The organism is Methylobacterium sp. 1030 (assembly GCF_040544715.1).
Taxonomy (GTDB): Bacteria; Pseudomonadota; Alphaproteobacteria; order Rhizobiales; family Beijerinckiaceae; genus Methylobacterium.
The window spans coordinates 38706-59715 of sequence record NZ_JBEPKM010000017.1; the positions used below are offsets into that span (position 1 = coordinate 38706).

Sequence of the window (21010 nt, forward strand, 5' to 3'; positions counted from 1 at the left end):
GCAACCCAGTGTCGCGCCGCGCTGGTCGAGGTCGCGGCACCCCGGGTCACGTCGCTCCGCTCGTGATGACGGCGCGGATGCGGCAGTGCTCAGCGCGCCGCGTCGGCGATCCAGTCCACCGCGGCCGCCAGCGCGGCGCGCTCGTCCTGATCCGCGGCGAGCGCGGCCTCGTAGGCCGCGATCTGCCCGTCCGCGCTGGTCCCCTCGGCCACGATCGCCCGCGCGCGGGCCACGTCCGCCGCGCAGCCGAGAGCGTCCGCGTCCTCGGCCACCAGCGTGAGCACCGCCTCCAGCGCCTCGGCGAACGGCACGGCCTCGCCGCGCGCCTCGTCGATCAGGGACGCGGCGACGCCGCTGTGCTGGGCGCGCCAGAGATTCTCCGAGGCCAGCGCCCGCGAGACGCCGTCGAGCCCGGCATGGAGGTCCGGCCGGCGCGCGCACAGGCGCACGAGGCAGCGGAACAGCGCGGCGACGCAGAGCGAATCGTCGAGGCGCGTGCAGGCGTCGACGATGCGCAGCTCCAGGGTCGGGAACTTGATGGAGGGCCGCAGCGACCACCACAGGAAGCTCGCGTCCGCGATGGCGCCCGACCGGGTCATGATGGCGACGAACCGCGCGTGGGCGTCCGAGTCAGTGAACAGTTCCGGCAGGCCGGTGCGCGGCAATTCCCCGAAGACGCTGAGCCGGTAGGCCCGCAGGCCCGTCGCCTCGCCCTGCCAGAACGGCGAGGAGGCCGACAGCGCGAGCAGCAGCGGCTGGAACGGCAGCAGCCGGTTCATCAGGTCGACCCGGGCGTCGGGGTCCGGAACCTCGACGTGGACGTGCATGCCGCAGATCAGGGCCCGCCGCGCCGCGATGCCGACATCCGACAGGATGCCCTTGTAGCGCGCGCCGTCGGTGGCGGTCTGGCGCGACCAGCGCGCCAGGGGGTGCGTGCCGCAGGCCAGCAGCCGCAGGCCGTTCTCGGCCGCGATCCCGGCGAGCTGCCGCCGCTGGCCGCCGAGATTCTCCCGGGCGGCCGCCGCGTCAGTGAGCGGCGGCGTGCAGACCTCGACCTGCGCGGCGACCAGCTCGCGGCCCGTCTCGGGGAGCTCCGCCTTGACCCGCGCGTGGAAGGCGGCGAGGTCGCCCCGCGGCGTCCCCCGGGTCTCGGCATCGGCCAGGAAGTACTCCTCCTCGATGCCGAAGCGGTAGCTCGGGGTGCTCATCGTGGTCTCCGGAAAACGCGACGCGTGCGCGCCAACGCGCCGGCGGGGACGAAGGTGCCGCTCAGGGCGTCCGCAGCGGCCCGCCGACCAGCCAAGCGGGGTCGAACCAGCGGTCGGCCTCGCCGTCGTAGGGCAGGCGCGTGATGTCCCAGTTCTGGATGTACCGCGCGTAGACGTTCCACACCGCGATCCCGCCGCCGACGAAGATCCGCCGCCCGGGATAGCGCTTGAGCACCGCCTCCGGATCCTCGTGGCTGCGGATCACGTCGATCGTGCGGTCCTTGAAGGCGAATTCGGGCACCGAGGCCACGGTCTTCGGCCCGGCGATCAGCACGTGGCCCATGGTGAGGGCGAAGAAGCGCGTGACGTCCTCCACGAAGAGCGGGTCGGTGTTGCCCTCCCAGGGCAGGTGGCCGTTGAGGCCGAGCTGGCCTCGCAGGCCGATCGCGCAGATGCAGCGGACGTCGATCATCGTGATGAACTCAGAGAGGAAGATCAGGCCCGTCCTATACAACCCCTCATCCCGAGATGCCCGCGCGAGCGGACCGCGAAGGAGGGCGCCAGGGATCGCGCGACCTCCGGGCCGTTCTCTCGAGGCCTCCGCTTCGCTCCGGCACCTCAGGATGAGGCAGGCGGTGGGATGTGCGTTCGAATAACAGCGCAGGGGCTCACTCGGGTGCGCGGAAACTCAGCACCCGGTCGGTGGGGAAATCGTAGAGCTTGCCGGTCTCGGTCCAGTCCGGGGACGCGAGCCGCACGAAATGGGGCGCGAGCTCCTCGGGCGTCCGGAGGGTCTCGGGGTCCTCGCCGGGCATGGCCGAGCGGCGCATGCCGGTCCGCAGGGGGCCGGGATTGAGCAGCATGGCCCGGATCGCCGCGCTCTCGTTCTCGGCCGCGTAGGTCCGCACCAGGGCCTCCAGCGCCGCCTTCGAGACCGAGTAGGGCCCCCAGTAGGGCCGGCACTTCGAGGCGGCCCCCGACGAGACGAAGATCGCCCGGCCGGCGTCCGACATGCGCAGCAGCGGGTCGAGGGAGCGGATCAGGCGCCAGTTGGCGGTGACGTTCACGTCCATCACCTGCCCCCAGATCTTCGGGGTGATGTGGCCGATCGGCATGAGCGCGCCGAGGATGCCGGCATTGGCGACCAGGATGTCGAGGCGCTTCCAGCGCTCGTTGATCGCCGCGCCCAGGCGGTCGATCGCGTCGTAGTCGGCGAGGTCGAACGGCACCAGGGTGGCGCTGGAGCCGGCCGCCCGGACGGCGTCGTCGAGCTCCTCGAGGGCGCCCACGGTCCGGGCCACCGCGATGACGTGCGCGCCGGCCCCGGCCAGCGCCAGGGCGGCGGCGCGCCCGATGCCGCGGGACGCGCCGGTGACGACCGCGACGCGGCCTTCCAGGGGTCTTTGGGAGTCAGCCATGGGGAGCACGTAGCGCATTCCCGCGCCAAGGGTCGAGGAGTCCGGTTTCAAATGGCCAGTAACCGGGCCCTTTCGACCACTTTCGGTCGATGGCCCCGACCCGCGTCTTTGCGAGCGCAGCGAAGCAATCCAGGCGGCGCCATGCTCACCGATGTTGCGCTACCCTGGATTGCTTCGCTCCGCTCGCAAAGACGGCTGTGCCGAAGCCGTGTCTCTGCTTTGCCGGTCGCGCCCTTCCGGAGAGGCTCAGTCGGCCTCGGCCAGCATGGCGAAGCGCTTCGGGCCGGCGATGGACAGGTCGGTCAGGCCGGTCGGGTAGTCGCCCGTGAAGCAGTGGTCGGTGTATTGCGGGCAGGCCGCGTTGCGCGCCTCCTCGCCCATCGCCCGGTAGAGGCCGGGAATCGACAGGAAGGCCAGCGAATCGGCGCCGATATACTTGCGCATGGCCTCGAGATCGTGGGTCGCGGCGAGCAGCTTCTCCCGCTCGGGCGTGTCGATCCCGTAGAAGTCCGGGTAGGTGATCGGCGGAGAGGCGATCCGGAAATGGACCTCCGCGGCGCCGGCCTCGCGCATCATCCGGACGATCTTCACCGAGGTCGTGCCGCGCACGAGGCTGTCGTCCACGAGGACGATGCTTTTGCCCTCGATCGCCGCGCGGTTGGCCGAGTGCTTCATCCGGACGCCGAGCTCGCGCACCGACTGGGTCGGCTGGATGAAGGTCCGGCCGACATAGTGGTTGCGGATGATGCCCATCTCGAACGGGATCCCGGTCTCCTGCGAGAAGCCGAGCGCCGCCGGCACGCCGGAATCCGGCACCGGCACGACGATGTCGGCGGGCGCCGCGGCCTCGCGGGCCAGCTCCCGGCCGATCGCCTTGCGCACCGCGTAGACGCTCTTGCCGTTCACCACCGAGTCCGGCCGGGCGAAGTAGATGTACTCGAAGATGCAGGGCCGCATCGGCACGGCGTCGGCGAAGCGGATCGACTCGATCCCCTCCTCGGAGATCACCACGATCTCGCCGTTCTCGATGTCGCGCACGAAGCGGGCGCCGATGATGTCGAGCGCGCAGGTCTCGGAGGCCAGCATGTAGCGGCCGTCGAGCTCGCCCAGCACCAGCGGGCGGATGCCCAGCGGGTCGCGGGCGCCGATCAGCTTCTTGTTGGTCAGCGCCACGATCGCGTAGGCGCCCTGGATCGCCTGCAGGGCGTCGATGAAGCGCTCGATGATCCGCGGCTTCCGCGAGCGGGCCGCGAGGTGCAGGATCACCTCGGTGTCGGAGGTCGACTGCGTGATCGCGCCGTCGCGCACGAGGTCGCGGCGGATCGACAGGGCGTTGGTGAGGTTGCCGTTGTGGGCGACCGCGAGGCCGCCGCTGGCGAGCTCCGCGAAGAGCGGCTGGACGTTGCGCAGGATCGTGCCGCCGGTGGTCGAGTAGCGCACGTGCCCGATGGCGGCGCGGCCCTTGAGGCGGGCGATCGTGTCGCCGTCGGAGAAGGAATCGCCGACGAGGCCGGGGCGGCGCTCGGAGTGGAAGACGGAGCCGTCGAAGGAGACGATGCCGGCCGCCTCCTGGCCCCGGTGCTGCAGGGCGTGCAGGCCCAGCGCGACGATCGCGGAGGCGTCCGGATGGCCGAAGATCCCGAAGACCCCGCACTCCTCGCGCAGCGTGTCGCCGTCGAGGTCGAGATCGAAGGTGTCGGTGGTGGCGGCGGCGTGTGACATGGGGCTGTCGATCACTCACAGATCCCGGCGGCGACGGGCCGGCGCGCCGGTCGTCGCGGAAGCAATCCGTACACCACCGGAACCGCTATCTAGGCGTTCCGCGCGATGAGACCTACGGCGAATACCGCAGATCAGCGTCGCGTCGGGGTCGGCGCGGTCTCGGTCCGGCGCTGCGGCGCGGCGTCGGTCTCGGCCGGTGCGTCGGCGGAGTCGCTCGGCGGCGCGCCGGTCTTCGGCTTCTTGAACTGCTTGAGGAAGCCTTCCGGATTCTCGGGCAGCTGCGCCACCAGGGCGTCTCCGGACTTCTCCAGCATCGGGCGCGTGCGGGCCTGGGCGGCCCAGTCCGGCACCTTGCCCTGCACCAGCCAGGACAGGAACACCCAGCCGATCACGCAGATCAGGAAGCCGCGGGCCGCGCCGAACAGGAAGCCGAGGGAGCGGTCGACCGCGCCGATCCGCGAGTCGAGCACGACGTCGGAGATCTTCACCGTGATGATGGACACGATGATCAGGGTGCCGAGGAAGATCGCCGCGATCGACGCCACCAGCGCCACGGTGTCGCTGTTCACGTGCTGCTTCACGGTGGGCAGCAGCATGGGGTGGAGCGTCCACGCGACGGCGGCAGCCGCCACCCAGGCGACGATCGCCAGGACCTCGCGGGTCACACCACGCACGGCCGCGAGCAGCGCGGAGACCGCGACGATGCCGAGCACGGCGAGATCCAGGACGGTAAACGGCATCGTTGAGCTTTTTGGTACCCGCGGGGATGGCGCGTCGGCCGTGCGGCTCCCCCGGACCGCGGCGGATTTATACCAAGCCCGACCTCGGCCGTCACCCTGGCGCGCCCGCCTGATCGCGCGCCTGTGCCGTCCATGCATCAGACCGTGCATCGGACGCGCCGATCACCGTGGCGCGACCCGCCGCGCGGAATGCTCGGCTCCACCCGGGCACCGTCCCGGTGCTATGGGTCGCGCCCGGGGTCCGGTCCGCGCGTCCGGACTCCCGGTGGCGAATGGATGGAGGCGTTCCGCGTGTCCGAGGCCGGACCTGTGACGGAGATCGGCGCCCACGGCGCCCGGCTGACGATCGACCTCGGGGCGATCGCGGCCAACTGGCGGTTCCTGGCGGCCCGCGGCGCGGGCGTCGACTGCGCCGCCGTGGTGAAGGCCGATGCCTACGGCTGCGGCGTCGGCCGCGTCGGGCCGGCCCTGTGGGCCGCCGGCTGCCGGACCTTCTTCGTCGCGCACCTGTCCGAGGGCGTCGCCGCCCGGGCCGCCCTGCCGGACGCCGCGATCTACGTCCTGAACGGTCTGCCCCCGGGCGCCGCGGCGGCCTTCGCGGCCCACGGTCTGCGCCCGGTGCTCGGCAGCGTCGAGGAGCTGTCGGACTGGGCGGCGTTCCCGGGGAACCGCCCGCCCGCGGCGCTGCACGTCGATACCGGCATGAACCGGCTCGGCCTGTCGGTGCCCGAGGCGCTGGACCTCGCCGGGGACGCGCGGATCGCGGCCGCCGGGATCGACCTGCTGCTCAGCCACTTCGTCAGCGCCGAGAAGCCGGAGGACCCGGTCAACGCCCGTCAGATCGCCGATTTCGCGCGGGTCCGGGCGGCCTATCCCGGGCTCCGGGCCTCGCTGGCGAACTCGTCGGGCATCTTCCTCGACGGGGCCCGGCACGACCTGCTGCGGCCGGGCTACGCCCTGTTCGGCGGCAACCCGACGCCGGGCGCCGCGAACCCGATGCGCCCGGTGGTGCGGCTGGAGGCGGCGATCGTGCAGGTGCGCGGCGTCGCGGCCGGCGCCACCGCGGGCTACAACGGCCGCTGGACCGCCGCCGCGCCGAGCCGGCTGGCGACCCTCTCGCTCGGTTACGCCGACGGCCTCCCCCGGGCGATCAGCGAGCGAGGCCAGGCGCTGGTCGGCGGCGTGCCGTGCCCGATCCTGGGCCTCGTCTCCATGGACCTGATCATCCTCGACGTCACGGCGGCGCCCGCGGCCCGGCGCGGGGCGGAGGCGGTGCTGATCGGCGACAGCCTCGACATCGACGCGGTCGGCCGCGCCGCCGGCACGATCGGCTACGAGATCCTGACCGGGCTGGGTTCTCGGTATGTTCGAACTTATGTAGGCTGACGCGACTCCACCCTGACACGCCGGACCGCCGGCGCCCGGACCCGTATGGCCAAGATCCACCAGACCTTCGTCTGCCAGTCCTGCGGGGCGGTCTACAACCGCTGGCGCGGGCGCTGCGAGGCCTGCAACGGCTGGAACACGATCGTCGAGGAGGCGCCCTCGGCCCCCGGCCAGTCCGGGCCGGCGGCGACCCGGCCGTCGCGCAACCGCGGCCGGGTCTTCCCCCTCGAGGGCCTGACCGGCGAGGCCAAGGAGGCGCCGCGCATCCCCTCGGGGATCGGCGAGCTCGACCGGGTGACCGGCGGCGGCTTCGTGCGCGGCTCGGTGATCCTGCTCGGCGGCGATCCCGGCATCGGCAAGTCGACCCTGCTGATGCAGGCCTCGGCCGCCATGGCGGGCACGGGCGAGCGGGTCGCCTACATCTCGGGCGAGGAGGCGGTCGGGCAGGTGCGCCTGCGGGCCGAGCGACTGGGCCTGAGCGCGCGCCCGGTCCAGCTCGCCGCCGAGACCAACGTCGAGGACATCGTCGAGACCCTGAGCCAGGGGCGCCCGCCCGCGCTGGCGATCATCGACTCGATCCAGACCATGTGGACCGAGACGGTGGAATCGGCCCCCGGCACGGTCACGCAGGTCCGCTCCTCGGCCCAGGCGCTGATTCGCTTCGCCAAGACCACCGGCACGGCGGTGATCCTGGTCGGCCACGTCACCAAGGACGGGCAGATCGCCGGCCCGCGGGTGGTGGAGCACATGGTCGACGCGGTCGCCTCCTTCGAGGGCGACCAGGGCCACCATTTCCGCATCCTGCGCGCCGTGAAGAATCGGTTCGGGCCGACCGACGAGATCGGCGTGTTCGAGATGACCGACGCCGGCCTCAGCGAGGTGCCGAACCCGTCGGCGCTGTTCCTGGCCGGCCGCGACCACCAGGCGGCGGGCACCGCGGTCTTCGCCGGCATGGAGGGCACGCGGCCGCTGCTGGTGGAGATCCAGGCGCTGGTGGCGCCCTCGTCGCTCGGCATGCCCCGGCGCGCCGTGGTCGGCTGGGACCCGAACCGGCTGTCGATGGTGCTCGCCGTGCTGGAAGCCCACGGCGGCATCCGGCTCGGCAGCCACGACGTCTATTTGAATGTTGCCGGAGGCTTGCGCATCACCGAGCCGGCAGCGGATCTGGCGGTGGCGGCAGCGCTGGTCTCGTCGCTGTCGGGGGCCGTGCTGCCGCCCGAGACGGTCTATTTCGGCGAGATCGGCCTGTCGGGGGCGATCCGGCCCGTAGCGCAGGCCGGCTCCCGGCTGAAGGAGGCGCAGAAGCTCGGCTTCGCCAAGGCGCTGATCCCGCAGGGCCGCGGCGAGGGCGAGAAGGCGCTCTCCGTGGAGACGCTGCGCCACATCGCCGACCTGGTGGCGGGCATCAGCGCGGGCGCGCCGCGGCGGGGATCCGGCCAGCGCGGGCGGCAGCCGGCCCGCTACGCCGACGAGGAGATGTGAGCGCGTCCGTCCTTGCGAGCGGAGCGAAGCAATCCAGGGATGCGCTACGGTCGGGAAGGGCCCGTTGCCCTGGGTTGCTTCGCTGCGCTCGCTAGGACGGAGGCGGTCAGCCCCCCGTCACGCTCATGTGCCGCGGCACGGCGGCCGGGCGCTGGCGCTCGATGACGAAGTCGTGGCCCTTGGGCTTGCGGGTGATCGCCTCTACCACCGCCGCGGCCAGCACCGCGTCGTCCTGGGAGGCGCGCAGGACCGCGCGCAGGTCGGCCGAATCCTCCTGGCCGAGGCACATGTAGAGCTGGCCCGTGCAGGTCAGGCGAACCCGGTTGCAGCTCTCGCAGAAATTGTGGGTCAGCGGCGTGATGAAGCCGAGCTTCCCGCCGGTTTCCTCGACCCGCACGTAGCGCGCCGGGCCGCCGGTGCGGTCGGGCAGCGGCGTGAGGGTGTAGCGGGTCTCCAGGCGCTGCCGGGCCACCGACAGGGGCAGGAACTGGTCGGTCCGGTCGGCCTCGATCTCGCCGAGCGGCATGACCTCGATCAGCGTCATGTCCATGCCGAGGCCGTGGGCCCAGGCGATCATGCCGGGGATCTCGTCGGCGTTGACGTCGCGCAGCGCCACCGCGTTGATCTTCACCTTCATCCCGGCGGCCCGCGCCGCCGCGATGCCGTCGAGCACCACCTTGAGGTCGCCGCGGCGGGTGAGCGCCCGGAACTTGTCCGGGTCGAGGGTGTCGAGGGAGACGTTGATCCGGCGCACGCCGAGGCTCGCCAGCTCGTCGGCGTAGCGCGTGAGCTGCGTGCCGTTGGTGGTGAGCGTCAGCTCCTCCAGCGCCCCCGAATCGAGGTGGCGCGAGAGCCGGCGGAACAGGTGCATGATGTCCCGGCGCACGAGCGGCTCGCCGCCCGTGATCCGGAGCTTGCGCACGCCGCGGGCGATGAACACGCCGCAGAGCCGGTCCAGCTCCTCCAGGGTCAGCAGGTCGCGCTTGGGCAGGAACTCCATGTGCTCGGACATGCAGTAGGCGCAGCGCAGGTCGCAGCGATCCGTCACCGAGATGCGCAGGTACGAGATCGCCCGCTGGAACGGGTCGATCAGCGGCGCCGGCCCGGCGGTCGCGCCGAGAGCGGACGTCTGCGGCGTCAGGGAGCTGTCATCGAGCATCGTCCGGCATATGATGCCACCGGCGGTCGCGGGCAAGCCGATCCCGCGCCGCAGCCCCAGATTGCGTGAGGAGTGTGACCCGTGACCGAGGATCTGTGGCCGACCGAGATCCGCCTGTCGGCCGACCGGCGGGTGCTCAGCGTCGCCTTCGAGGACGGTGCGCGCTACGCCCTGCCGGCCGAGTACCTGCGCGTGTCGAGCCCCTCGGCCGAGGTGCAGGGCCACTCGCCGCAGGAGCGGAAGGTGATCGGCGGCAAGCGCGCCGTGGCGATCCTGGCGGTGGAGCCGGTCGGCAACTACGCGGTGAAGCTCGGCTTCGACGACATGCACGACACCGGCATCTACGGCTGGGGCTACCTCCACACCCTGGGCCGCGAGTACGAGACGCGCTGGAACACCTATCTCGGCGAGCTCGCCGAGCGCGGCCTGGACCGCGAGACCGCGCGCACCGCCCCGGTGAAGCAGGGCGGGGGCTGCGGGTCGGGCTCGTGCGGCTGCCACTGAGGGCAGCTGCTCCCGCTTACCCCGGCCCCGAGCCTCGTCTTTGCGAGCGGAGCGAAGCAATCCAGAGTGGCGCCACGATTTTCGGCGTCGCGCACCCCTGGGTCGCTTCGCTGCGCTCGCGATGACGGCGTCGAGCCGCTGAGTGGGCCGGCGGCTTGCATCGCGCACCCGTCAGCCCACCACCTTCGGAGCCGCCATGGCCTTCGCCTGCACCATCCCCGCGACGCCCACGATCCAGCAGGACGACGCCGCCGTGCGCATCACCCGCTGGGACTTCCCGCCCGGCGGCGTGACCGGCTGGCACGAGCACGGCTGGCCCTACTTCGTGGTGATGCTGGTGGACGGGATCCTGCGCGTCCACGACGGCGCGGCGGTCAGCGAGACGGCCCTCGCGGCCGGGCAATCCTACATGCGCCCGGCGGGCATTCGGCACGACGTGATGAACGGGTCCGACCACCCGATCGCGTTCGTCGAGATCGAGGTGAAGCGTCCGGACGCGCTGGTGACCCTGCCCTGATCCGGTTTCCGTTTGAACGCTTCGGTTGATGTGCCTATCCCGTCATCACGAGCGAAGCGAAGTGACCCAGGGCAGCGCGACCTCTGCAGGCGTGGCGCCGCTGGATTGCTTCGCTCCGCTCGCAAAGACGGCCGCGCCGAAGCCATCAACCGGAAACCCTACGAAACGCGAACAGGGCCGACCTCGCGGCCGGCCCCCTCGTCGAAGCTCCGAAAAGGAATCAGCGCTGGACGATGACCTTCGTGCCGACCTTGGCGCGGGTGTAGAGGTCCGTCACGTCGTCGTTGGTCATGCGGATGCAGCCCGACGAGACGGCCGTGCCGATCGTCTCCGGCTCGTTGGAGCCGTGAATGCGGTAGATCGAGCCGCCGAGATACATGGCGCGGGCGCCGAGCGGGTTCTCGAGGCCGCCCTTCATGTAGCGCGGCAGGTCGGGCCGGCGCTTCAGCATGGTCGACGGCGGGCGCCAATCCGGCCACTCGCGCTTCATCGTGATGGTCTGCACACCGCCCCAGGTGAAGCCCGGCCGGCCGACGCCGACGCCGTAGCGCAGGGCCTGGCCGCCGCCGAGCACGTAGTAGAGCCGCCGCTCGGCGGTGGAGACGACGATCGTGCCGGCGCCGTAGGGGCCGTTATAGGCCACCGTCTCGCGCGGGATCGCCGACATCTGCGGGACCGCCGCGTCGGCGTTCAGCGGGTCGGCGGGGTTCAGGGAGGCGTTGGCCACCGGCACCGCGACGGTCTCGACGGCCTGCGGGCGGACGCGCACGGTGAGCGCGTCGTTCAGCGGCTGGCGGGTCAGCGGGTCGATCTCGTAGGCCAGTGCCGGCGCGGCGCAGGCGGCCGCGCCGAGAAGCCCGATCAGGGCGGGGAGAAAACGACGCATCAAAGCCTCTCGGGGCAGGCGCGGACTATGGCGGGAACGCGGCGAAGACCGCGGCACGATGCCGTGCCGATCCTCGCCAAGGGGTAAACGCTCGCGCCTCAAATCCAAGCCTGAAACCGCCCGGCCGGGGCGGTTCCGCCTGCCCGTGACTCGATGGCAACACTGTGGCAGCTTGGCCGTAAGAGCCAGGATGACGGGCGCGGATCCGCGCGTTCGCGCTCCCCGTCAGGCCTCGTCGGCGGCGAGCCAGATCGCCGGCTCGCGCGCGGCCGGGCGGAGGGGGGCCGGCGCGGCGGGCAGGCCGCGCAGCTGGGCGAGTTCGGCGAGCTCCGGCGCCTGCGCGGTGTCGTCGGCGTTCAGGAACAGGCCCCGCGCCCGGGCGGCGCGGCCGAGATCGGCCCGGCTGGTCCAGACGCTCTGGGCCGGGCTCGTGAGCAGCGCCAGGGCGATCGGCGCCAGCCAGAGGGCGAGCCACGGGTTCCCGACGAGGACCAGGGCGAGCACCATCAGCGCGCCGACCACCACGGCGTCGGCCTGGAGCCGGAACGCCTCCGCCCAGGAGACCTGCCGGTCGTCCCGGTCCTGCGTCTCCCAGCGGACCACCCGGCCGAAGAAGGTCGAGACCACGGCGCCGGCGGTGAACAGGGTCAGGACCGGCCACAGGATCACCCACACCGCCTGCTCCAGGGCGGCGCTCGCGAGCAGCGCCCGCGCGCCGCCGAAGGCCGCCCGGCGCTCCGCGGAGGCGAGGACGTGGCCGAGGCTCAGGAGCTTCGGCAGGGCCAGCACGGCGACGCTGAGGGCGGCGAGCGCGTGGGCGGCGGCGCCCTGCCCGGTCAGACCGTAGGCCAGGAGGCCGAGATCGCCGGTCCGGGCGGCCTGCCACGCGGCGAGGCCCAGGAAGGCGATCCAGAGCGGCAGCACCCCGTACGAGAGGATGCCGACGAGGAGGTGCCAGCGGCTCGCGCCGTGAAGGCCCGCCCAGGGCAGCACCCGCAGGTGCTGGAGGTTGCCCTGGCACCAGCGGCGCTCGCGGCCGAGCAGGTCGACGAGGTTGGTGGGCATCTCCTCCCAGGTGCCGCCCATCTCGGGCAGCAGCCGCACCTCCCAGCCGGCGCGCACCATCAGCGCGCCCTCGACGATGTCGTGGCACAGGATCTCGCCGCCGAGCGGCTCCCGGCCCGGGAGCTTCGGGAGCTGCGCGTTCTCCGCGAAGGCCTCGACCCGCAGGATCGCGTTGTGGCCCCAGTAGCTGCCCTCCGGGCCCTGCCAGGTCTCCAGGCAGCGCAGGGCCAGCGGCGCGTAGAGCCGGACGGCGAATTGCTGGATGCGCGCGAAGAGCGTGTCCCGGCCGGCCGCGTACGAGACGGTCTGGATCAGGCCGGTGCGCGGGCTCGCCTGCATCAGCCCGACGAGCCGGCCCATGGCCGCGCCGGTCATCAGGCTGTCGGCGTCCAGCACGATCATGAAGGCGTACTCGCCGCCGTAGGTGCGGCAGAACTCGCCGATATTGCCGGCCTTGCGGCCGACATTCTCCGTCCGGCGCCGGTAGCGGATCCGCGGCAGCGCCGGGTCGGAGGCCGCCCAGGCCTGGATGCGGGCGTACTCGTGCTCCTCCACGGCGGCGATCGCGCCGTCCCGTGTGTCGGAGAGGACGAAGATGTCGATGCCCCGCGCCTCGGCGCGGGCGAGCGACCGGGCCATCACCCGCAGGCGGGCGAAGACCGCGACCGCGTCCTCGGCGTGGATCGCCACCACGGCGGCGGTGCGTCCGGCCCCGGCCGGCACGGCGCCCGCCTGCTCGGAGCGGCGCTCCAGCGCGGACTTCGCCCGGTCGCCCAGGAGGGCCGCGACGAACCCGTAGACGTACTGGCAGGCGACGAAGGCCTGCCAGCCCATCACGAGGCCGAACAGCACCAGGACCGCCCAGGCCAGCGGGCTGACACCCGCCGGGTAGGCGAGCGCGGCGAGCCAGACGAGGCCGCCGGCGGTGGCGAGGCTCGGGACGGCCAGGGCGAGGCGGCGGGCGCGCAGGGCGCCGCGCGGCGCGTCGGTCCAGACCTCGCGGCAGGCTGCGTTCTCCGACGGATCGGGTATGGCGGGAGCCGCGTTCCGGTGCGACCGCTCGGCGGAGGAGGTGACGCGTGACGACATGGCGCGAGGAACTCGACCGTGGAAGGCTGCCGGCCGCCCGGCCGTGCGGGGCCGGGAACCGATGACCGTGGATACCGATGTGCGGGGTGAGGATACGGAGCCGACCCGGCAGCCCAGGCCGCCGGAAGCCGAACGGATCAATCCCCCCTCCCGGCGCCGCGTTCTTCGAACAGTCCTGGCCGCGGCTGCCGGCACGGTTCTACCTAGCGCGACGGATCTGAATGGGTCCAGAACGTGGGCCGGGCCGGCGCTTCCGCCGCAGGGCGACGCGATGACCTTCGAGACCCTCTCGGCCGAGGCGGCGCGGCGCGCCGCAGCGCCCTACGCCCCGCCGCCCGAGGACCTGCCGCCGGCGCTCGCCGCCCTCGACTACGACGGCTACCGGGCGATCACCTTCCGGCCGGACGCGGGCCTGCGGCTCGGCGCGCATTTCAGCGCCCAGCTGTTCCACCGCGGCTTCCTGCAGCGCCGGCGCGTGGCGCTGCACCTCCAGCCGCTCCGGGGGCCCGCGCGGCCGATCCCCTACGACACGGGGCTGTTCGACCTGGGCACGCGGCTCGCCGGCCAGGGCTTCCCGGCGGATCTCGGCTTCGCGGGCTTCCGCCTGCACTACGCCTTCCCGGACACGCCCGCCTGGCGGCCGAAGGGTTTCCAGGAGGAGTTCCTCGTCTTCCTGGGCGCCTCCTACTTCCGCCTGCGCGCGGCCAACCAGGAATACGGGCTCTCGGCCCGGGGCCTCGCCATCGGCACCGGCGCGCCGGAGGGTGAGGAATTTCCCGACTTCGTGGCCCACTGGATCTGCGAGCCGGAGCCGGAGGCGCGCACCCTCACGGTGCTCTCCCTCCTCGACAGCCCGAGCGTGGCCGGCGCCTACCGGTTCGAGATCGCGCCCGGCGACCCGGCCCGGATCGCCGTCACGGCAGCGCTCCACCCGCGCCGGGCGCTCCCGAAGCTCGGGCTGGCGCCGCTCACCAGCATGTTCCTGTACGGCCAGAATGGGCCCGGGGCCCGGGGCGCCAAGCCGTTCGACGATTTCCGGCCGCAGGTGCACGATTCCGACGGGCTCTGCGTCGCGGCCGGGGCCGACCCGGCGCGGATCGACCGGATCTGGCGCCCCCTGGTCAACGGGCGGGCGCAGCCGCAGATCTCCGCCTTCGCGGCCCGGCCGCTCGCCGGCTTCGGGCTGCTGCAGCGGGAGCGGAGCTTCGCGGCCTACCTCGACGTGGAGGCGCGCCACGAGGCGCGGCCGGGCCTGTGGGTGGCGCCGGATTCCGCCGGGGGCGCCTTCGCGGACGGCGCCGTGCAGCTCTTCGAGATCCCGTCGGGCGAGGAGTACATGGACAACATCGTGGCGGCCTTCGTGCCGGCGGCCCCGGCGCAGCCCGGCGCGCCGCTGCACGTCAGCTACGGGCTGACCACGGTGGGGGCCGAGCCCGTGCCGGCGATCCCGGAGACCGCCCTCGCCCGGGTGACGTCGACGCGGCTCGGCTCGGCGGAGCGCCTGCGCCCGTCGAACCCGCCCGACCCGCGGCGGCGGCTCTGCGTCATCGACTTCGAGGGTCCGGGCCTGCCGAAGGGTCCCGACGACGCGGTCGCCGCGGAGGTCTCGGCCAGCGCCGGCACGCTGCACGATCCGGTGGCCAACTTCGTGCCGCAGACCGGAGGCTGGCGGATCTACGTCGAGTGGCGCCCGCCGGAGCCGGTGCCGCCGGGCGACGTCGTGCTGCGCGCCCGGCTGGTCCGCGGAACCGTCCCCCTCAGCGAGACCTGGGACGCCGCCGTCTAGGCTCCGTCATCGCGTCGCCGCGCTCGCGAAGACGGCGTGTCTCAGGCGGTCCGGCGCTCCTGCTCCAGGCGCCGGGCCAGGCGGGTGGCGCCGTAGACCTCGCTCAGGCGGCGGCGGGCCGCGCTGACCGGCGGGGCCTGCCGCTCGTCGTGGGCGGCCGCGATGACGCGCAGGGCGGCGGCGACCGAACGCTCCAGGCGACGCTCGGCCTGGACGGCCGCGTCCCGATGATGGTCCAGCATGTGATGATCCCTCGTGCTGCGCCGTCTCCACCCTCTGGCGGGGCGGTCGCCGGCAGCGCCGACAGATTTCACATCCGGCTTGACGGTATCAAGGCAGCTTGGCCGTGGGCCGCCGAACGTCCTTACCGCAGCTCCTCGTGCCACGTCCGGCCGTCGCGCTCGATCAGCGCGATGGCGGCGGTCGGGCCCCAGCTCCCGGCCGGGTAGGGCCGCGGCGCCTCGGGCCGGTCGGCCCAGGCCTTGAGCACGCCGTCCGCCCAGGCCCAGGCCGCCTCGACCTCGTCGCGGCGCATGAACAGCGTCGCGTTGCCGCGGACCACGTCCATCAGCAGGCGCTCGTAGGCGTCGGGGTAGCGCTGCTTGAAGGTCTCCTCGAAGGAGATGTCGAGGTCGGTCGGGCGCAGCCGCAGGCCGCCGGGCCCCGGATCCTTGGTCATCACCTCGAGCTTCATGCCCTCCTGCGGCTGCAGGCGGATCACGAGGCGGTTGGGCTCGCGGCCGAAGGCCTCCTCGGGGAAGATCGAGAACGGCGAGGCGCGGAACTGCACCACGATCTCGGAGAGCTTCTGGGGCAGGCGCTTGCCGGTGCGCAGGTAGAACGGCACCCCGGCCCACCGCCCGGACTGGATCTCGACCTTCATGGCCACGAAGGTCTCGGTCCGGCTCTCGTGGCCGAGCTCGGCGAGGTAGCCCTCGACCGGTTTGCCGTCGACGGCGCCCGCCACGTACTGGCCGCGCACCGTCACCAGCGGGATGTCCTGGCTGGTGATCGGCTTCAGGGCGCGCAGCACCTTGAGCTTCTCGTCGCGGACGGAGTTCGCCTCGAGATTGAGCGGGCTCTCCATGGCGGTGAGGCAGAGGAGCTGCAGGATGTGGTTCTGCAGCATGTCGCGCATCGCGCCCGACGTGTCGTAGTAGCCGGCCCGGCCCTCGACCCCCACCGTCTCGGCGACCGTGATCTGGACGTGGTCGATCACGTCGGAGGTCCAGAGCCGCTCGAAGATCGTGTTGGCGAAGCGGAGCGAGAGCAGGTTCTGGACCGTCTCCTTGCCGAGATAGTGGTCGATCCGGAAGATCTGCGATTCGGGGAAGACCTCGCCGACCGCGTCGTTGATCGCCCGGGCCGATTTCAGGTCCTTGCCGATCGGCTTCTCCAGCACGACGCGGGACTTCTCGCCGACGAGCCCGTGGGCGGCGAGGTTGCGGCAGATCGAGCCGTAGAGGTCGGGCGAGGTGGCGAGGTAGTAGGGCCGGACCTGGTCGGGCCGCTCGTCGAGCTTGGCGACGAGGTCGGTCCAGCCGCTGTCGCCGGCCCCGTCCACCGCGACGTAGTCGACGTGGTCGAGGAAGCGGTGGAGCATGTCGTCGGACAGGTCGGCCGCCGGCACGAAGCGCTTGAGCGCGTCGCGGGCGTGCTCGCGGAAGGCGTCGAGGGACAGTTCCGAGCGCGAGGCGCCGATGATCCGGCTGGTCTCGGGGATCTGGCCGTCGCGGAATCGGTAGAACAGGGCCGGCAGGAGCTTGCGCGCGGTCAGATCGCCGGTAGCGCCGAACACGACGCAGTCGAAGGAAGCGACGGGGATGATCGTGGCCAAGTGCGGCTCCCGGGTGTCGTGCGCTGGTCTCGTGCGGCGGCTGCGTCGCACTGACCTAGCCCGTGTGCAAGGGCTTCGCCAGACGAGGGGCGCAGGCCAGCGCTGTCCGGTTCAGGGGGCGGCCGGGACAGATCCGGGCAAGTCCACGCTGCCACGCTCCGTCCTTGCGAGCGCAGCGAAGCAACCCAGGGCAGCGCGGCGGCGCCGAAGGACAGCACGATGCGCGAGCCGGCCGTCTACATTATGGCGAGCCGCCGCAACGGCACGCTCTACACCGGCGTGACCTCGGACCTCGCACGGCGGGTCCACGAGCACCGGGAGGGGCTGCTTCCCGGTTTCACGAGCCGCTACGCTTGCCAACGCCTCGTCTGGTACGAGCGCTATCCCACGATGAATGAGGCCATCACCCGCGAGAAGCAGATCAAGGCGGGCTCACGGAAGAAGAAGCTCGCCCTGATCGAGGCGATGAATCCGGACTGGAACGACCTGTATCCCGATCTCGCGTGAACGGGTCCGGCGTCGCGGATCCCTGGATTGCTTCGCTGCGCTCGCAAAGACGGCGTTGTCTGGCTCATCGCGGCCCCCCAGGCCGCCTTCACACACTCCGTCATCACGAGCGGAGCGAAGTGACCCAGGGCAGCGCGAGGCCGCGCGGGTCACCCCGCCATGTACCGCTTGAACGCCTCGGCGTAGTCCGGATGCCAGCGCGAGAGGGCGGGCCGGTTCTCGACGATGTCGCCGGACGCCCAGGCGATCCGCTTCGCGTCCTGGGCGCGGGTGGTCTCGTTGTCCGGGCAGAGGATGTAGAAATCGCCGGCGGCGAGCCGGTCCAGCAGGAAGGCCACGGTCTCGTCGGGCGTCCAGGCCCCGGCGGGCTTCTCCGCGACGCCGCGGGCCTTCGTGAGGCCCGTGTAGACGAAGCCCGGGATCAGCAGGTGGGCCGTGGTGTGGCAGCCCTCCCGGTTGCGCAGCTCGTGGGCGAGCGCCTCGGTGACCGCCTTCACGCCCGCCTTCGAGACGTTGTAGGGCGCGTTGCCCGGCGGGGTGGTGATGCCCTGCTTCGAACCCGTGACGATGATCGCCCCGGGCTTGCCGCCCTCGATCATGCCGGGCGCGAAGGCGTGGATGCCGTTGACCACGCCGCCGAGATTGGTGCCCAGGATCCGCGTCCAGGTGTCGGCGTCGGAGAACAGTTTTCCGCCGGCCTCGATCCCGGCATTCAGCATCACCAGGGCGGGCGGCCCGCCCTTGGAGACGGCGGTCGCCAGGGCCTCGACGGCGCCCCGGTCCGACACGTCGGTGGGCACGGCGCGCACCTCGACGGCGGCGAGTTCGGCGACGGCGGCCCGGGCCGCGTCCAGGGCCGGCCCCGGCAGGTCGGCGAGCCAGACGTTCATGCCGGCCCGGGCGAAGGCCTGCGCGGCGGCGAGCCCGATGCCGCTCGCAGCCCCGGTGACGACCGCGCTGCGACCGGGGCTGATCGCGGGGTGCTGGCTCATGACGGATCCTCGGCTGACGGGCGCCCATCAGATGGGGCGCCTCGGGCGGAAGGCGAGTTCGCGCCGCAGTCCCGCGCCGCCCCGGCAGAACCAGCGGATCGCCGCCGCGGCGGCTTCTGCTAGGGTGGCGGGCACGTCACGGAACGAAGCACCCGGATGCCCCCTCTCCCGCACCGCCGGTCGATCCTCGCCGGCGCGGCCGCCCTCGGCCTCGCCGGCGCGGCGCGCGCGGCCGGCCCGGCGGGGTTCGGTCCCCTCGGCCGGCCGTCCTGGTCGGCCGACAGCCTCCAGGCCGCCGCGGCCGCCAAGGGCCTGACATACGGCTGCGAGGTGCCGTTCCACCGCTTCGACGCGACGCCCGCCTACCGGCAGGCGGTGGCGCGGGAATGCGGCATCCTCGTCTGCGGCACCGAGATGAAGATGGAGGAGGTCCTGCCGGCGCCGGGCAAGACCGACTTCGCCCGCGGCGACGCCATCCTGCGCTTCGCGAGGGGAAACGGCCAGCGCATGCGCGGCCACACGCTCGTCTGGCACGCGGCGCTGCCGCCCTGGGTCGGACCGCTGCTCGGCCGGGCGAGCGCCGTCCAGGCCGAGGACTTCATGCGGCGCTGGATCGAGACGGTGGCGGGCCATTACCGCGGCCAGATCGTCGCCTGGGACGTGGTCAACGAGATCCTCGGCAACGAGTCCGACCCAGACCGCGGCGGCGGCCTGCGCGACTCGCCCTGGCTCGCCGCGATCGGGCCCGGCTACGTCGACCTCGCCTTCCGGATCCTGCACGAGACCGACCCCGCGGCGGCCGGCACGTGGAACGAGGACGCGGTGGAGCAGGGCGCGCCCTGGATGGAGGCCAAGCGCACCAAGGTCCTGCGCCGCCTGGAGGCGATGCGGTCCCGGGGCGTGCCGATCCGGCGCTTCGGGCTGCAATCGCACCTCACCAGCACGATCCCGATCGACCAGGGCCAGCTGCGGCGCTTCCTGCGGGAGATCGGCCAGATGGGCCTCGGCATCGAGATCACCGAGCTCGACATCGACGACCGCGCCTTCCCGTCCGACGTGGCGACCCGCGACCGGATGGTGGCCGATTACGCCCGCCGCTACCTCGACGTGGTGCTGGACGAGCCCGCCTGCCTCGACGTCCTGACCTGGGACATCTACGACCCGGACACGTGGCTGAACGACCACCCCTACCGCAAGCGGCCCGACGGCCTGCCGCAGCGGGCGCTGCCGCTCGACGCGCAGTTCCGGCGCAAGCCCCTGTGGCACGCGATGAAGGCGGCCTTCGAGGCCGCGCCCGATCACAGGGCCGCCCGCGAGAAGCTCAGGCGGGCGTGACGCCGGCCCGGCGGCCGTCCTCGGCCAGGCTCGGCTCCGGCGGCCGGTCCGCCAGGAGCCGGCGGCGGAGGCGCGCGCAGGGGCGCTCGACGAGGCCGTAAATCCCCCAGCACCACAGCAGGGTCACCGGGAAGGCCGCCAGCATCAGGCCGACGCCGTGCAGCCCGGGCCGCAGGTGCAGCACCAGGGCCACCACGGTCATGTGCGCGAGGTAGAAGCTGTAGGACCAGAGACCGAGCCGGCGCATCGGCCGGCTGGCCAGCAGCCGCACCAGAGGTCCCTCGCCGTGCAGCAGGTACGCGAAGGGCACGAACAGGGCGGCGCTCTGGAGCGTGTAGCGCAGACTCTCCCGGAAGGCGGGATCGCGGACCGCCAGGGTCCCGAGGATCACCGCGAGGCTCGCCGCGACGTGCCAGGGCGCGGGGCGCCACGCGCGGTCGGCCGGGATCACCGGGTTGTTCCACAGCCCGAGGCAGCACCCGAACAGGATCGCGTCGATCCGGGTGTGGGTCCAGCTGTAGTTCAGGCTGTAATCCGGCAGCCGCCAGACGTTGACACACCGGATCGCCAGCACGGCCGCGCAGAGCCCCAGGCAGGCCAGGGCCGCGCGGCGCGGCCGCAGGCGCCCGAGCCAGAGCAGGAAGACCAGCGGGAAGACGAGGTAGAAGTGCTCCTCGATGGCGAGGCTCCAGAGCGGCACCGGCAGCACCGCCTCGGTGCCGAACAGGCCGGGATAGTTCGTCAGGAAGGTCGCCTGCCCGAGGACCGCCGCCGGCGCGACCGGCATCCAGTCGAGCCACCCCGCCGCGTAGAGCGCGCCGGAGGCGAGCAGGGTCAGGTACATGGGCGGCAGGATGCGCAGGCTCCGCCGGAGGTAGAAGGCGGGAAGCGACACCGTCCCGGTCCGCGCCCGCTCGATCCGCAGGAGCGTGGTGATCAGGTAGCCGCTGAGGAAGAAGAAGACGGTCACGCCGAAGCCGCCCGGCACTACGTGGCCGTAGCCGCAATGGGCCGCGAACACGATCAGGATGGCGAGCGCCCGCACCCCGTCGAGCTGCGGCAGGTAGGGCATCGTCCTCGGGATCGGATCACCGGAATCCGGCATGCTGGGGACCGATCTCCTGTCCGGGCCTGGGCAGCCGTGGCGGCCCGGCCACGCGGTGTCCGACGGAACGCTTAAATGAAGGTGTCCTACTCCGTCATCGCGGGCGGAGCGAAGTGACCCGGGGCAGCGCGACGACGGGCGGCGTCGCGCCGTCTGGATCGCTTCGCTCCGCTCGCAAAGACGTGGGCGCCGGAGCCAGCAACGCATGAATGTATGAGCGCGACGTTCACGCCGACCGACATCCGCGCCGTCACACGCGGATGAATCAATGG

The 21010-nt window shown here is 72.5% G+C and carries 19 protein-coding genes; 7 read left to right on the forward strand and 12 right to left on the reverse strand.

Annotated features, from left to right (window positions below; genetic code table 11):
- Positions 1–89 precede the first annotated feature (89 nt).
- From ABIC30_RS23285 to ABIC30_RS23305, 5 genes are all read right to left on the reverse strand, one after another.
- Positions 90–1208: a carboxylate-amine ligase gene (locus tag ABIC30_RS23285; RefSeq protein ID WP_020093799.1), complete on the reverse strand. Its 1119-nt coding sequence runs from the start codon at positions 1206–1208 to the stop codon at positions 90–92.
- 61 nt (positions 1209–1269) lie between these two features.
- A complete protein-coding gene (locus ABIC30_RS23290; RefSeq protein ID WP_012320823.1) occupies positions 1270–1680 on the reverse strand; it encodes a dihydrofolate reductase in 411 nt (136 codons plus the stop codon).
- A gap of 196 nt (positions 1681–1876) precedes the next feature.
- On the reverse strand, positions 1877–2626 hold the full coding sequence (locus tag ABIC30_RS23295; protein ID WP_026605024.1) for an SDR family NAD(P)-dependent oxidoreductase: 750 nt from the start codon (positions 2624–2626) through the stop codon (positions 1877–1879).
- A 246-nt stretch (positions 2627–2872) separates the two neighbouring features.
- Complete coding sequence (gene purF, locus ABIC30_RS23300) at positions 2873–4348, reverse strand: amidophosphoribosyltransferase (protein ID WP_026605025.1); 1476 nt, start codon at positions 4346–4348, stop codon at positions 2873–2875.
- A gap of 131 nt (positions 4349–4479) precedes the next feature.
- Positions 4480–5088 carry a CvpA family protein gene (locus ABIC30_RS23305; protein WP_020093803.1) on the reverse strand — a complete coding sequence of 203 codons (609 nt, stop codon included), beginning with the start codon at positions 5086–5088 and terminating at the stop codon, positions 4480–4482.
- A gap of 276 nt (positions 5089–5364) precedes the next feature.
- Here ABIC30_RS23305 and alr point away from each other — a divergent pair, with 276 nt between their 5' ends.
- Together alr and radA are read left to right on the forward strand one after the other, a co-directional pair.
- Complete coding sequence (gene alr / locus ABIC30_RS23310) at positions 5365–6474, forward strand: alanine racemase (protein WP_020093804.1); 1110 nt, start codon at positions 5365–5367, stop codon at positions 6472–6474.
- 45 nt (positions 6475–6519) lie between these two features.
- The gene (gene radA, locus ABIC30_RS23315; RefSeq protein WP_020093805.1) at positions 6520–7956 is read left to right on the forward strand and encodes a DNA repair protein RadA; all 1437 of its coding nucleotides are present in this window, start codon (positions 6520–6522) and stop codon (positions 7954–7956) included.
- A 106-nt stretch (positions 7957–8062) separates the two neighbouring features.
- Here the strand turns inward: radA and moaA are convergent, their stop codons facing one another.
- On the reverse strand, positions 8063–9115 hold the full coding sequence (gene moaA / locus ABIC30_RS23320; protein ID WP_234081326.1) for a GTP 3',8-cyclase MoaA: 1053 nt from the start codon (positions 9113–9115) through the stop codon (positions 8063–8065).
- An 81-nt stretch (positions 9116–9196) separates the two neighbouring features.
- Between moaA and ABIC30_RS23325 the strand changes: the two genes are divergently transcribed.
- Positions 9197–9619 carry a gamma-butyrobetaine hydroxylase family protein gene (locus tag ABIC30_RS23325; RefSeq protein ID WP_020093807.1) on the forward strand — a complete coding sequence of 141 codons (423 nt, stop codon included), beginning with the start codon at positions 9197–9199 and terminating at the stop codon, positions 9617–9619.
- A gap of 196 nt (positions 9620–9815) precedes the next feature.
- The gene (locus ABIC30_RS23330; protein WP_020093808.1) at positions 9816–10136 is read left to right on the forward strand and encodes a cupin domain-containing protein; all 321 of its coding nucleotides are present in this window, start codon (positions 9816–9818) and stop codon (positions 10134–10136) included.
- A gap of 220 nt (positions 10137–10356) precedes the next feature.
- Here the strand turns inward: ABIC30_RS23330 and ABIC30_RS23335 are convergent, their stop codons facing one another.
- Positions 10357–11022: a L,D-transpeptidase gene (locus tag ABIC30_RS23335; protein ID WP_020093809.1), complete on the reverse strand. Its 666-nt coding sequence runs from the start codon at positions 11020–11022 to the stop codon at positions 10357–10359.
- Between the two features lie 225 nt (positions 11023–11247).
- The gene (gene mdoH, locus ABIC30_RS23340; protein ID WP_020093810.1) at positions 11248–13176 is read right to left on the reverse strand and encodes a glucans biosynthesis glucosyltransferase MdoH; all 1929 of its coding nucleotides are present in this window, start codon (positions 13174–13176) and stop codon (positions 11248–11250) included.
- Positions 13177–13447: 271 nt separating this feature from the next.
- Between mdoH and ABIC30_RS23345 the strand changes: the two genes are divergently transcribed.
- Entirely contained in the window at positions 13448–14962 is a 1515-nt protein-coding gene (locus tag ABIC30_RS23345) for an OpgD/OpgG family glucan biosynthesis protein (RefSeq protein WP_020093811.1), read from the forward strand.
- A gap of 41 nt (positions 14963–15003) precedes the next feature.
- Here ABIC30_RS23345 and ABIC30_RS23350 read toward each other — a convergent pair whose 3' ends face one another.
- Both ABIC30_RS23350 and zwf read right to left on the reverse strand, forming a co-directional pair.
- Positions 15004–15204: a hypothetical protein gene (locus tag ABIC30_RS23350; RefSeq protein WP_020093812.1), complete on the reverse strand. Its 201-nt coding sequence runs from the start codon at positions 15202–15204 to the stop codon at positions 15004–15006.
- 122 nt (positions 15205–15326) lie between these two features.
- Entirely contained in the window at positions 15327–16799 is a 1473-nt protein-coding gene (gene zwf / locus ABIC30_RS23355) for a glucose-6-phosphate dehydrogenase (RefSeq protein WP_020093813.1), read from the reverse strand.
- Between the two features lie 219 nt (positions 16800–17018).
- Between zwf and ABIC30_RS23360 the strand changes: the two genes are divergently transcribed.
- The gene (locus tag ABIC30_RS23360) at positions 17019–17306 is read left to right on the forward strand and encodes a GIY-YIG nuclease family protein (protein WP_020093814.1); all 288 of its coding nucleotides are present in this window, start codon (positions 17019–17021) and stop codon (positions 17304–17306) included.
- Between the two features lie 149 nt (positions 17307–17455).
- Here the strand turns inward: ABIC30_RS23360 and ABIC30_RS23365 are convergent, their stop codons facing one another.
- Positions 17456–18298 carry an SDR family NAD(P)-dependent oxidoreductase gene (locus tag ABIC30_RS23365; RefSeq protein ID WP_020093815.1) on the reverse strand — a complete coding sequence of 281 codons (843 nt, stop codon included), beginning with the start codon at positions 18296–18298 and terminating at the stop codon, positions 17456–17458.
- A 156-nt stretch (positions 18299–18454) separates the two neighbouring features.
- On the opposite strand from ABIC30_RS23365, the gene ABIC30_RS23370 reads away from it, so the two are divergent.
- The gene (locus ABIC30_RS23370; protein ID WP_103985850.1) at positions 18455–19633 is read left to right on the forward strand and encodes an endo-1,4-beta-xylanase; all 1179 of its coding nucleotides are present in this window, start codon (positions 18455–18457) and stop codon (positions 19631–19633) included.
- Here the strand turns inward: ABIC30_RS23370 and ABIC30_RS23375 are convergent.
- Positions 19620–20738: an acyltransferase family protein gene (locus tag ABIC30_RS23375; protein ID WP_020093817.1), complete on the reverse strand. Its 1119-nt coding sequence runs from the start codon at positions 20736–20738 to the stop codon at positions 19620–19622. The genes ABIC30_RS23370 and ABIC30_RS23375 overlap by 14 nt on opposite strands.
- Positions 20739–21010: the final 272 nt, after the last annotated feature.